The sequence below is a fragment of the Arenimonas sp. genome (assembly GCF_044353605.1).
Taxonomy (GTDB): Bacteria; Pseudomonadota; Gammaproteobacteria; order Xanthomonadales; family Xanthomonadaceae; genus Arenimonas.
Window position 1 is genome coordinate 18,584 of sequence record NZ_JBILBO010000012.1, and the last position, 13,202, is coordinate 31,785.

Genomic DNA, 13,202 nt, shown 5'->3' on the forward strand with positions numbered 1-13,202 from the left:
AAGACTCGACTACCATCAAGCTATAAAAATACCTATAAATCTATTTTTCAGGAGAAAATTATGAAGACATATCAATGGCTTGTTTCGGCAGTATTTTTTGCAGGCGTGGCCGCCGTTTCCGGCTGCAAAAAACAGCCCGCGGTTGATGGAGGATCGTCCACCGTTGCTGCCACGTCCGGCTATCAGTTCGAAAACGGCTACCCCAGCCGCGAAACGGCCGAGAAGCTGTACGACGAGATGGATTACCAGCGGGCAACGCAGGCTTATCTCTGGGCCTTGCCGGCGGTCGGCTACAAGGCCCTCTACGATGCCCAGAGCAAAACCTTCGGCGCCGCCAACGGCGATGTCGTGTTCTACCGTGACCTGAAAGACAAGGCAGGGATGCTGACCCCCAACATCACCACCCTGTATGCCTTCAGTTTCTGGGATCTGGCCAAGCAGGGCCCGATGGTGGTCGATGTGCCTGCCGGCCTGACCGCCGGTGGCGTCCTGGACATCTGGCAGCAGCCGATTACCGATATGGGTCAGACCGGGCCGGATAAAGGCGCCGGCGGCAAGTACCTCATTCTTCCGCCCGGCAGCGAACCGGTGACGGCTGACGGCTACTATGTGGTGCAATCCCCGAGCAATCAAGTCTGGTTCGGCACCCGTGGCCTTGACCCGGACAAGGCAGTGGCTGACGCGACCGTGCGCAAGCACCGCATTTATTCCTGGAGCCAGCGCGCCAATGCCCCGGAAACCAAATACCTTGAAGTCGGCGGCAAGGACTGGCAGTCGGCGCAGCCGAATACCCTCGAGTACTGGCGTCTGCTGGCCGAGCTGTATGCCAACGAGCCAGTGGCCCCGCGCGACCGCATGATGTTCGGCATGCTGAAGGCGCTTGGCATTTCGCCCGGTCAGGCATTCAAGCCGGATGCGCGCCAGGCCCGCATCCTCACCGAGGCCGCCAAGACCGGCGAGCTTATGGCCCGCACCATCGCCTATGAAAAACGCTTCGAAGGCGCGACCGTGTATCCCGGAAAACAATGGGAATACGCAGTCAAGTTCGATCTCAATCAGGAAGATCCGGAACAGACCCGGGTGCAGTTCGACGAGCGCGCCTCCTGGTTTTACGAAGCCATCGGCATGTCGACCGGCATGCAGGGCCGCATCGTCGGGTTCGGCCAGGTCTACCTGGAAACCTCGAAGGACAAGGATGGCAACTGGCTGGATGGTGGAAAAACCTACAAGATGCGTGTGGAGCCGAACCCACCAGTCCGGCAGTTCTGGTCCATCACCCTGTATGACAACTTGACCCGCGGACCGCTGATCACCGACCAGGGTGCAGCCGACCTGAGCTCACGAAAACCGGATCTGGTCACCAATGCCGATGGCTCGGTCGACGTCTATTTTGGTCCGGAGCGCCCGGCCGGCGCCACCAACTGGATCAAAACCACGGCTGGCAAGGGCTGGTTTCCATACTTCCGATTCTATGCTGCGACTGAGTCCTATTTTGACAAGTCCTGGCAGCTCAATGATATTGAGCACTTGAATTGAGTGGCTCGTACACGCTTGCTGGACGATGACGAGCGCATGCATATCCGTTGTAATATAGTCAACAAATATCGTCAGGGGAGTAGTGTGTCCATGCGGAATAGTATTGCTTTTGTTCTCTTGAATCTGGCTGTATCCGGAGCATTGGCCCAGGAGGCCAATGCTCCGAAACCGGTCAATAACGGCACTGACCCGTCGAAACTGCAGACCGTCGCCGAGGCCAAATACGAGTACCTCGACCTGCAAAACGGGTTCAGCAGTGGCGCACTCCGGCTGAGCTATACCACGCCGCTGGACGATGCCCAGAGCTATGCCTTGCGCGTACGCGTACCGGTGACCTATGTCGATGTGCTCGGCAACGATGGCTATGATATCGGCGATGCCTCGCTGGAAATTTCCCATGTGTTCGGGCTAACTAAACAGCATGCCTTCGTGGCCAAGGGCGAACTGATCTTCGATACCGCTGGCCGGCCCGAACTGGGCACCGGGCAGAACGTGTTCAAGGGCACCTTCATCTACGCTAAATTCCTGCAGGGCGGCAACATCTTCGCGCCGGCCTTGGTGCAGAGCAACAGTCTCTGGGGCGACGGCAACCGCCCCGATGTGAACACCACCACCATCGATTTCTATTATGTGCCCAAGTTGGCCAATCCGAAGAATCTGATTACCTACGATCCGGCCCTGAATTTCGATTGGGAAAACGACAAACAGTTCGCCAGCCTAGCGGTCACCTTCGGGCGCGTACTCGGTCCACAACTGGGCGGTAATGGCATTCTGTTCGCCAAACCATCGGTGTATGCCGGCAGCGACAGGCCGGGAAGCTGGGGTTTGGAAGTGGGTTATAAAGTGATAGGGTTCTGACCCCAGCCTTGTAACGTATGCCCGGCACACTGTCGGGCATACGTGATCATGCGTCCACCCTAAACGGAACCTCCTCGGCCTCAACGAATCTGGAGTGTCAGGGAAGGCGTGGACCAACGCAGGGGAATGTGCAGGGTGCGGCTGGCGGCATCATATCGGCTGCCGTTGTGGGCAATGCCATCGACACGGATTTCGGCAGGTGTGGCCGGCCAATTGTGTACCACCAATTCAATCTGGCGGGTTTTCGGCTCACCGGCGAAGTCACCTTGGCGTTGCAGGGTAATACCAAGGGACTTGCCGCGCTGCTTGGCTGAAAAATCCAAGCGCTCGAATTGTTTATCGCGCAGGGCATTCGGATTTTTTCCGTCATCGTCATACATGACACCGCTGGCCGACTTTACCGAGCTGTCGGCGTAGTAATGCAGCTGCAGCTTGCCGCTGTCATACTGCGTGGTATTGCGCATGTCGCCGGCTGCCATTGGAATGAACGCGCCGGCTTTGACGAACACCGGAATGGTATTCAGCGACACCGGTGCTGCAATAGTTCTGCCGCCGGCGATGCGGGCATCGTTCCAGTAATCGAACCAGATGCCTTTGGGAAGGCTGACATTGACCGCCGTGGTGCCCGGCTCGGTGACCGGCGTGACCAGAAACGCATCGCCCCAGAAATAAGTCTGCGCGTTATCGATCAGCTTCAGATCGGTTTCGTCGCTGAAAAACAGCGGCCGCATCAGCGGCATGCCGGTCATGCTGTTTTGATAGGCCAGCGTGTAGTTGTAGGGCAACAGCCGATACCGCAAGTTCACATATGGACGCAATACATCCTGCACTGCCGCCTCGTGGAATACCGGTTCGGACGCAATATGATCCTGCGCATGCGGCCGGTACACCGGCTGGAACACCCCGTACTGCAGCCAGCGGATGTACAGTTCTGCATCGAATTTCTCGCCGCCGGCGAAGCCACCCAGATCCGAGTGCATGTAGGCCAGACCCAGAAGGCTCATTTGCAGGGACAGTTCCACCTGCGGTTTCAGGCCGCCCCACTCGCGCGAGACATCGCCGGTCCAGGGCATCATGCCGTAACGTTGGCTGCCGGCGAAACCGGAACGCATCATGTTGAACGGGCGTTCGTCCGGCGTATCCTTGAGGGCGTTTTCGTAAACCATCTTCGCCCACTGGTGGCCGTAGGCGTTGTGCACGGCATCGCCGCTGCCGATCAGATGGCGGGCATCGCCTGGGTGCACTTCCGGCTCGCCCAGGTCGCCCCACCAGCCGGCTACGCCCTGTTTTTTCAGGCCGCGGTAGATGCCCCAGAACCAGTCCTGGGCTTTCGGATTGAATACGTCGACCAGGCCGGTGTTGCCGAAATAAAAATCGAAGGTTTTCGGTTGGCCATCGGGACCGGGCGTGATCGCACCGGCATTCACGGCTTCCTGCCAACGTTTGGAGCTGGTCAGGATGAACGGTTCGGTGATCAGAATGGTGTTGATGCCGTCCTTCTTCAGATCGGCGATCAGTCCTTCAGGATCGGGAAACGCTTTTTTATCCCAAGCCAGATTGCCCATATGACCCTTGATGTCGGGGCCGAACCAGTAAAGGTCGAGAATCAGTGCATCAACCGGAAATCCGGTCTGTTTGAACTTGGCTGCGGTAGCGCGGACCTCAGCATCGTTGCGGTAGCCGAAGCGCGAGGCAAAATTTCCCAAGGCCCAGCGCGGCGGCAACGGCTGCCGTCCGGTCACAGCCGTGTAGTTTTCCAGGATTTCGGGATAGGTGTCGCCGGCCACGACCACATAGGCGGTACGACCATCCACTGCTGAAAAACTTAAGGTGTTCGCATCGGTTTTGCCCAGATCGACTTCGCCGCTGGCGGTGTTGTCGAACAGCAGCAGGTATTTGTTGCTGGAAACCACCGCCGGCAGGCTGTAGTACATCTGTTCGGCCTTGGTGGTGTAGCCATAGCTGGCTTTGTTGTACAACGGCAGCTTGTGGCCGCGCCGGTCCATGCCGAGCACGCGTTGGCCGGTGCCCATCAGTTTTTCCTGCGGCTGCAGCGCGAAGTTGAATCCGCGCGAGGTTCCGGTCATCTCCAGGCCGCCGTTTTCCGCCAACAGGGTTTTGCCGTCTTTTTCGAAGCGGATACGCAATGGCGCTTTGTCGATGCGGACCTTCAACTCGGTTGTTCCGAAATCGAGGCTCCCTGCGCGCTCTTTCAGTTCCGTCGTGCCGGTAAAGCCGCCACCGATGAGGGCGAAGGAATCAAGTTGTGCCAGGCCGGTGGGCTGGTAGAACACTTCAACCGATTCCGGATTCAGAAAGCGTACGCGCACCGTGCCTTTGTCCGTGCTCAGCGTCAGGCTGTTATCGCTGCGGGAAACGCGCTGGACCGTTTGTTCCAGCGCAGCAGCCGGCAGGCTGATGGCAAAGACGAGCGCGAAGCCCAGGTGGAATCGGAATGCGGTCATGGTGGGCCCTTAATTCGGCAGTTCAAGAATCACGGATTGCAGCGGGGCCAGCTCCAGCGGGAGGAACCCCATCATGTTGGCGATCTGCAGACGGCTGTTGCCATCGCCCAGACGGTCTTTCAGGCGGTAGTCGCCGTCACGCAGCCGCCATTCGGCGATCAGTGTCGGCGGCAGACGCAGGGTGAAACGCTTGCTCTTGCTTGCGCTGAAATTACTGACGATGACCAACTTTTGCTTGGTATTGTAACGGGCATAGGAGAACAGCTCGCCATCGTAACCCGTGTTGCCCGTATTGGCTTTGTGCAAATCGTCGTAATCGCCCATCAACGCCGGGGCATTGCGGGTGAATTGCATCAATTTGACGTAATCAGCGCGCAGGGCCTTTTCATCGGCATGCAGCGCGCCGCCATCGAACTTGCCCTTATTCATCCAACGCTGGTGGGCCGGGACGCCCCAGTAATCGAAAATCGAAGTGCGACTGGCTTTGCCGAAGCCGGCATCGCCATCGCCCTTCTCGCCCACATCCTGGCCGAAATACAGCATGGTCGGTGCAGTGCCGATGGTGGCCGAGACCACCATGGCCGGCAGACCTTTGCGGGCATCGCCGGCAAACGGCGCACTGGCGATGCGTTGTTCGTCGTGGTTTTCCAGGAAATGCAGCAGATGCGGTTCGATGTCGGCGTACTGCGTCTGGATGTCCACCAGCCGGTCGGTGCTGGCCTTGCCCTGCATCACCAGTTTCAGATGATCGTAGAAATCGACCTTGTCGTACAGGTAATCCATCTTGCCCAGATGCAGGTAATCACGGTATTGCTTCGGGTTATAGACTTCCGCCAGCAGGGTTGCCTCAGGATTCGTGTGTTTGATGGCGCTATTGAGATAGCTCCAGAACTCGACCGGCACCATTTCCGCCATGTCGTAGCGGAAGCCGTCCACGCCCTGCGCCAGCCAGAACTGGGTGATGTCGCGGAATTTTTTCCAGGACGCCGGTACGTCCTTGCCTTGCCAGAAGGCATAATGCGCCCGCCAATCCTTGCCGGCGAAATCGGCCGGCAGGCGCGGGAAGTCCGTGCTTCCGTCCGGCTTTACACCGTAATTGATTTTGACCGTTTCGTACCAGTCATCGAATTTCGGCTGCGCCGCGCGCGAACCGTTACCGGTCCATTTCGCCGGGTTCTCGGCAAATTTACCGTCAATCTGCGGATGGGCTTCGCCATTGAGAACACGATAATCCACCGGCCAGGCCGGCACCCGGAAGGGCTGGCCCGGCACGTAATAAAAATCGTTGTTGCGGGCGTATTCCACCGAGGTGTCGTCATCGGCGCCGAAATCGCGCACGCCGGCCGGAGCGCCGCTGGAGCGGTAAGCGCGCGCCACATGGTTCGGCACGATGTCGATCATCACTTTCAGACCGTGCTTGTGCGAGCGCGCCACCAATGCTTTGAATTCATCCAGACGCTTGGCCGGATCGCGGGCCAGATCGGGATTGACATTGTAATAATCCTTGACCGCATACGGCGAGCCCGCGCGGCCTTTGATCACGTCCGGATCGTCCCCGCTGATGCCATACGCACTGTAGTCGGCAACCAACGCATGATGCGGTACGCCGGTGTACCAAATGTGGGTCACGCCGAGCTGTTTGATTCCTTCCATCGCCTTGTCGTTGAAGTCTTCGAATTTCCCGACACCATTCTGTTCACGGGCGCCCCAGGGAAAGTTGGCAGTCTGCCGGTTGCCGAACAGACGGGTGAACACTTGATAGATGACGACCTTGCCGTTCTGCGGTGAATCATCGGCGACCGGCGGCGGTGCGGCGGCCCGGGCGGGCGCCGCCAGAAGCAGTATGGTAAGAAGGCAGGAGAGGGTGCGGCGCAGAAGCATTGGACGGTCCTGGAGTCGGGGTCAGGTCATGCTAAACGAGAAAGCCGGACCTGCCAATTTCCGGCGGTAACCGGTACGTGAATACGTATGTATCCCCGATGCCGTAACAGAAACTCTGGCAATCAGGATAGGGTAAGTCTGCATGAAGACAATTTGCGTGAATACGTGAATATAAGGACTCGCCCTCCGCTTACCGCAATAGGTCCTATTTGCACTTGGCCGGATTGGTGAAGTCATAAGCGGCCGCTTTTCGCGATGCTTGCATGCGGGCTCTGGTGACGCAGAAGCAAGGACACCGGTTTTCTCACGGACAGTCCGTTAGAGCAAACAGTCAGCTCCCCCCATTGTCCTGGTCCGATTGCGAAGAAACAAGAGGCTCGGATAGGACAATGAAGAAGGTTGCGACGGGGCCTAGGAAGATGGAGAGGAGAAACCAATTGAGCCCGCTACGGCCTTTGCTCTGCGCCAATCCCGCATTGATGAGCATAAGCGTACCCCAGCCGACAACAAACTCACTGCTTTGCGTATCCATTATGATTTCCTCTAGGTGTTTTTCACGAGATAACCGTGTCGGAAAAGTCATTCCGACAAAGTGAGTAGACTGGCGTTGCCGCCGGCCGCCGTGGTGTTGATGGTCAGCGTGCGCTCGGAAGCGAACTTCAACAGGTAGTGCGGACCGCCGGCTTTCGGGCCGGTGCCGCTCAGGCCTTCGCCGCCGAACGGCTGCACGCCGACTACCGCGCCAATCTGGTTGCGGTTGACGTAGCAGTTGCCGACGCGCACGGTGCGTGCGATTTTGTTGACGGTTTCATCAATGCGCGAGTGGATGCCGAGGGTGAGACCGTAGCCGGTGGCATTGATCTGCGCCAGGATGTCATCGAGTTTGTCGGCGTCATAGCGGATCACGTGCAGAACCGGTCCGAAAATTTCACGACTGAGCTGCGACAGGCCGCTGATTTCATAGGCGCGCGGCGCGAAGAAACTGCCGTGTGCACAGTCGTCGGAAAGCGCCACGACTTTGATCAACTTGGCTTCCTTATCCATACGCTCGGCATGCGCCACCAGAATGGCTTTGGCGTCTTCATCGATGACCGGACCGACGTCGGTGCTGAGCAGACCCGGATCGCCGACGCTGAGTTCATCCATTTTTCCGGCCAGCAGTTCGATCACGCGATCGGCGATGTCGCTTTGCACGAACAGAATGCGCGCAGCCGAGCAGCGTTGTCCGGCCGAATCGAAGGCCGCCATCACGGCATCGTTCACCAATTGTTCCGGCAGGGCCGAGGAGTCGGCAATCAGCGCGTTCTGGCCGCCGGTTTCGGCGATCAGCGTAGCCAATGGCGCATTGCGCGCCGCCAGTGAGCGGTTGATGGCCCAGGCGGTTTCGGTCGAGCCGGTAAACACCACACCGGTGACGCGCGGATCGCGGGTCAGGGCCGCACCGACAGTGGCGCCGTCGCCAGGCAGGAACTGCAGCACTTCGGCCGGCACACCGGCTTCATGCAAGATTTGCACTGCCAGATAAGCGGTCAACGTGGTCTGTTCGGCCGGCTTGGCAATGACGGTGTTGCCGGCGGCGAGCGCGGCGGCGACTTGGCCGAGGAAAATGGCCAACGGGAAATTCCAGGGGCTGATGCACACGAACACGCCGCGACCGTGCAGCTGCAGTTCATTGGATTCTCCGGTCGGACCCGGTAGGGCTTCCGGCGCACAGAAATGCCGGCGCGCCTGCACGGCGTAGTAGCGGGCGAAATCGACCGCTTCGCGCACTTCCGACACCGAGGCGGCCACCGACTTGCCCGCTTCCTTGATGCACAGCGCGATGATTTCCGGCATCCGCTGTTCCATCAGGTTGGCAGCGTGTTCGAGAATTTTGGCGCGTGCAGTGGCCGGGGTGTGGTCCCAGTTTGGATAGGCGGCGTGGGCGATGTCGAGCGCTTTCGAGACCTGTGCGCTATCGGCGGCCTGCCAGCGGCCGACGATCTGACGGCGGTCGGCCGGGTTGCTGACATCAGTGAATACCGCGCTGGAGGTGCTGCCCGGGACCAGGGGCGTGGCCTGCCAAGGTTTGATTGCGGCGGCGATATCGGCGGCCAAACGGCTCAGGGTTTCATCATTTGCGAGCAGGACGCCCATGGAGTTTTTCCTTTCTTCGCCGAAAATGGCGTTCGGAGTGGGAATGTGCGGATGCGGTTTGCTGGCGAAGCCGGCCACGGTGGCAATAGGGTCGGCAACCAGCTCCACCGGTGGCAGGCTGGCATCGGTGATGCGGTTGACGAAGCTGGAGTTGGCCCCGTTTTCCAGCAGACGGCGGACCAGATAGGGCAGCAGATCTTCGTGCGAGCCGACCGGTGCGTACACGCGGCAGGGTGCATCGAGACGGTCTTTGCCGATCACTTCCGCATACAGATGATCACCCATGCCGTGCAGGCGCTGGAATTCGAAGGCGCGGCCTTCGGCCATGGCGTGGATGGCGGCGATGGTCTGCGCGTTGTGGGTGGCGAACATCGGGTACAGGGCATCGTGCGCGGCAAACATGCGACGCGCGCAGGCCAGATAACTGACATCGGTATTGGCTTTGCGGGTGAACACCGGATAGCCGGCCAAGCCGTCAACCTGGGACTTCTTGATTTCAGAATCCCAGTAAGCGCCTTTCACCAGACGCATCGGCATGCGCCGGCCGGTGCGGCGGGCGGCATCGACCAGATAGTCGATGACGAAGGGCGCACGCTTCTGGTAGGCCTGTACGGCCAGTCCATAGCCTTCCCATCCGTCCAATGACGGGTCGGAGAAGACCCCGACGATGACGTCCAGCGACAGCTCCAGACGCTCGGATTCTTCGGCATCGATAGTGAAGCCGATGCCCTGTGACTTGGCCAGCTGGGCCAGTTCCAGCACGGCCGGGGCCAGCTCGGCCATTACCCGTGCGCGCTTGTTGAATTCATAACGCGGATGCAGGGCCGACAGTTTGACCGAAATGGACGGCGCCGAGAACACCTCCGGGTAGGGGCCGCCGGCGCCGATGGCACGGATGGCATCGCGGTAGGCCTGCAGATAGCGGGCGGCGTCCTTGCGGGTCAGCGCGCCCTCGCCCAACATGTCGAAGCTGTAACGGTAGGCGGCATTGTCGCCAGAGCGCGAACGCTGCAGAGCCTCGTCGATGCTGCGGCCCATGACGAACTGATGGCCCATGATGCGCATGGCTTGGCGCACGGCCAGGCGGATGGCGGGCTTGCCCATGCGGCCGATCAGGCGCTTGAATGAACCCACGGCGTTACGCTGGGTTTCGCCGGCAAGGTTGACCAAGCGGCCGGTCAGCATGAGACCCCAGGTCGAGGCATTGACTAGCAGGGAGGTGGACTGGCCGACGTGGGCGTCCCAGTCGGCATCGCCGAGCTTGTCGCGGATCAGCTTGTCGGCGGTGCCCTGGTCGGGGATGCGCAATAGGGCTTCAGCGACGCACATCAGCAGCACGCCCTCTTCGGAGCTGAGGTCGTATTCGCGCATGAAGGCCTCGACCATGGCCGGATCGGCCGCACGCAGGCGGGTACGTTCGACCAAGGTGACTGCTTCGGCCTGTACCGCCGGGCCGGAGGCCGGGGCTACTGCCAATAACTCGGCGATGTGTTCGCCTTCGTCACGCAGATAGGCGGCGGTGATGCGCTGCATCAATTCCGGGCGATGTGATGGCAGTTCAGGGCTGATGATGGGATTCACAGCGGGGTCCGGCGAGCAGGGAGGTCCAATTTTAGGGGGCTTTTGCCAAAAGCGTAACCCCCTGAGCGTGTGAAGGCCGCGGAAGGGAAGGCTTGCCCAAGTCACGGGGAAGGCGGTAAAATTGTCCGTTGAGAAAAACTGAGGCTGCATCATGAAATTTCCCCGTATTAAACAGGGCGCTGCCGTGCTGATGGGCGTGTTGATGACCGGACTGGCGTTCGCCCAGGTCGAGCCGACCGAGCCGACACGCTGGCAGCTGAACATGACCCCGGGTGTCACCAGCACTGCGGCCAATGCCTATGATGCGCACATGATGATGCTTTGGATCTGTGTGGTCATCGGGATTATCGTGTTCGGTGCCATGGCTTACGCCATGATTAAATTTCGTCACTCGAAAGGCGCTGTGCCGGATACCACGCTGACCCACAGCACCAAGCTCGAGCTGATCTGGACCATCATCCCGATTCTGATACTGGTGGTCTCGGCCTATCCGGCCACCCAGAAGGTCATGGCCCAATACGGCGCCGACCATGGTGCCGAAAAAGATGAAATGGTGATCAAAGTCACCGGTTACCAGTGGATGTGGCGTTATGAGTACGTCGGCGAAGGCGTCGATTTCATGTCCCGCCTCGACCGCACCTCCGATGGTCTGCGCCAGAACAAAGCCACCAGCCAGGCTGAAATCGCCGCGCATGGCAGCTATCTGCGTGATGTCGACCGGCCGCTGGTCATTCCTGCCGATACCCGCATCCGTTTCGTGATCACCGCCGACGACGTCATCCACAGCTGGTGGGTCCCGGCGCTGGGTTGGAAGCAGGACGCCATTCCCGGCATCATCAACGATGCCTGGACCAAGGTCGCAACCCCGGGAACCTACCGTGGTGTCTGCGCCGAACTGTGCGGAAAAGATCACGGCTTCATGCCGATCGTGGTGACCGTGCTGCCGAAGGCCGAATACGCCGCCTGGTTGGCTGCTCAGAAGCCGGCTCCGGCTGTTGAAGCACCGGCCCCTGCCGCCGAGGTCGCGCCCGCTGCAGAAGCTGCGCCGGCTCCGGCTGCTAAGGCCGCGCCTGTCGCCACCGCCGAAACCGCCGCGGCTCCCGCCGCATAACGCATTTCCGAATTCAAGAAAACAGAGGCAATCATGGCCGACCATAAACAAGGTTTCATCGAGCGGTGGTTCTATTCCACCAACCACAAGGACATCGGTACCCTGTACCTCGTGTTCGCCCTGGTGATGTTCTTCATCGGCGGTGCCATGGCCATGGTCATCCGCGCCGAGCTGTTCCAGCCGGGTCTGCAGTTGGTCAGTCCGGAATTCTTCAACCAGATGACCACCACGCATGCCTTGGTGATGATTTTCGGCGCGGTCATGCCGGCCTTCGTCGGTCTGGCCAACTGGATGATTCCGCTGATGATCGGTGCGCCCGACATGGCGCTGCCGCGCATGAACAACTGGTCGTTCTGGATCATGCCGTTCGCATTCACCCTGCTGCTGATGCCGCTGATCCTGCAGGTGCTGTTCGGCATCGGCTCGGGCGGTCCTGCCGGTGGTTGGACCCTCTACCCGCCGCTGTCGCTGCAGGGCGGCACCAGCACCGCGTTTACCATTTTCGCCATCCACCTGATGGGCGTCAGCTCGATCATGGGCGCCATCAACATCATCGCCACTGTGCTCAACATGCGCGCGCCGGGCATGGATCTGCTGAAAATGCCGATCTTCGTCTGGACCTGGCTGATTACCGCCTTCCTGCTGATCGCCGTGATGCCGGTGTTGGCCGGCTCGGTCACCATGCTGCTGACCGATAAGTTCTTCGGCACCAGCTTCTTCAATGCCGCCGGCGGCGGTGATCCGGTGATGTACCAGCACATCTTCTGGTTCTTCGGTCACCCCGAGGTCTACATCATGATCCTGCCGGCCTTCGGCATCGTGTCGGAAATCATCCCGACCTTCGCCCGCAAGCCGCTGTTCGGCTATCAGGCGATGGTGTACGCCACCGCGTCGATCGCCTTCCTGTCCTTCATCGTGTGGGCCCACCACATGTTCACCGTCGGCATGCCCTTGGGTGGCGAGTTGTACTTCATGTACGCCACCATGCTCATCGCCATCCCGACCGGGGTGAAGGTATTCAACTGGGTCACCACCTTGTGGCGCGGTTCGATCAGCTTCGAAACTCCGATGCTGTTCGCGCTCGGTTTCGTGGTGATGTTCACCATCGGCGGTTTTTCCGGCCTGATGCTGGCCATCGTTCCGGCCGACTTCCAGTACCATGACACCTACTTTGTGGTCGCGCACTTCCATTACGTGCTGGTCACCGGATCCATCTTTTCCATCATGGCCGCTGCCTACTACTGGCTGCCGAAGTGGACCGGCTACATGTACAACGAAACCCTCGGCAAATGGCACTTCTGGCTGTCGACCTTTTTTGTCAATCTACTGTTCTTCCCGCAGCACTTCCTGGGACTGGCCGGCATGCAGCGCCGCGTTCCGGATTACAACCCGGCCTTCGCCGATTTCAACATGTGGTCCTCGATCGGAGGCTTCGGCTTCGGTCTGGCCCAGCTGCTGTTCGTCTACATCGTCTGGCAGGCCGTGCGTGGTGGCGTGAAGGCTGAAGCCCGATCCTGGCCGTCTGCACGCGGTCTGGAATGGACCGTACCGTCGCCGGCACCGCATCACACCTTTGAAAAGCCGCCGGTGATCAAGGAAGGCGATTTGGCCCACGGCGACGTCAGCCACTGAGA

The 13,202-nt window shown here is 59.8% G+C and carries 8 protein-coding genes; 4 read left to right on the plus strand and 4 right to left on the minus strand.

Translation table 11 applies throughout. The annotated features are described in order from the left end of the window. Positions 1 to 60 precede the first annotated feature (60 nt). Together ACIQ1A_RS07720 and ACIQ1A_RS07725 are read left to right on the plus strand one after the other, a co-directional pair. On the plus strand, positions 61 to 1,536 hold the full coding sequence (locus ACIQ1A_RS07720; RefSeq protein WP_395770486.1) for a DUF1254 domain-containing protein: 1,476 nt from the start codon (positions 61 to 63) through the stop codon (positions 1,534 to 1,536). Positions 1,537 to 1,626: 90 nt separating this feature from the next. Next, entirely contained in the window at positions 1,627 to 2,394 is a 768-nt protein-coding gene (locus ACIQ1A_RS07725; RefSeq protein WP_395770487.1) for a hypothetical protein, read from the plus strand. A gap of 80 nt (positions 2,395 to 2,474) precedes the next feature. Here the strand turns inward: ACIQ1A_RS07725 and ACIQ1A_RS07730 are convergent, their stop codons facing one another. The 4 genes from ACIQ1A_RS07730 to putA all read right to left on the minus strand — a co-directional run bounded on the left by ACIQ1A_RS07730 (position 2,475) and on the right by putA (position 10,487). Continuing rightward, positions 2,475 to 4,859: a TIM-barrel domain-containing protein gene (locus ACIQ1A_RS07730; protein WP_395770488.1), complete on the minus strand. Its 2,385-nt coding sequence runs from the start codon at positions 4,857 to 4,859 to the stop codon at positions 2,475 to 2,477. A 9-nt stretch (positions 4,860 to 4,868) separates the two neighbouring features. Beyond that, on the minus strand, positions 4,869 to 6,740 hold the full coding sequence (locus ACIQ1A_RS07735; protein WP_395770489.1) for an alpha-amylase family protein: 1,872 nt from the start codon (positions 6,738 to 6,740) through the stop codon (positions 4,869 to 4,871). Between the two features lie 331 nt (positions 6,741 to 7,071). Next, the gene (locus ACIQ1A_RS07740) at positions 7,072 to 7,272 is read right to left on the minus strand and encodes a hypothetical protein (protein ID WP_395770490.1); all 201 of its coding nucleotides are present in this window, start codon (positions 7,270 to 7,272) and stop codon (positions 7,072 to 7,074) included. A gap of 47 nt (positions 7,273 to 7,319) precedes the next feature. Next, positions 7,320 to 10,487 carry a bifunctional proline dehydrogenase/L-glutamate gamma-semialdehyde dehydrogenase PutA gene (putA, locus tag ACIQ1A_RS07745; protein WP_395770516.1) on the minus strand — a complete coding sequence of 1,056 codons (3,168 nt, stop codon included), beginning with the start codon at positions 10,485 to 10,487 and terminating at the stop codon, positions 7,320 to 7,322. A 121-nt stretch (positions 10,488 to 10,608) separates the two neighbouring features. On the opposite strand from putA, the gene coxB reads away from it, so the two are divergent. Both coxB and ctaD read left to right on the plus strand, forming a co-directional pair. After that, positions 10,609 to 11,568 carry a cytochrome c oxidase subunit II gene (gene coxB / locus ACIQ1A_RS07750; RefSeq protein WP_395770491.1) on the plus strand — a complete coding sequence of 320 codons (960 nt, stop codon included), beginning with the start codon at positions 10,609 to 10,611 and terminating at the stop codon, positions 11,566 to 11,568. Positions 11,569 to 11,601: 33 nt separating this feature from the next. Beyond that, on the plus strand, positions 11,602 to 13,200 hold the full coding sequence (gene ctaD, locus ACIQ1A_RS07755; RefSeq protein ID WP_395770492.1) for a cytochrome c oxidase subunit I: 1,599 nt from the start codon (positions 11,602 to 11,604) through the stop codon (positions 13,198 to 13,200). The last annotated feature ends 2 nt before the right edge of the window (positions 13,201 to 13,202 follow it).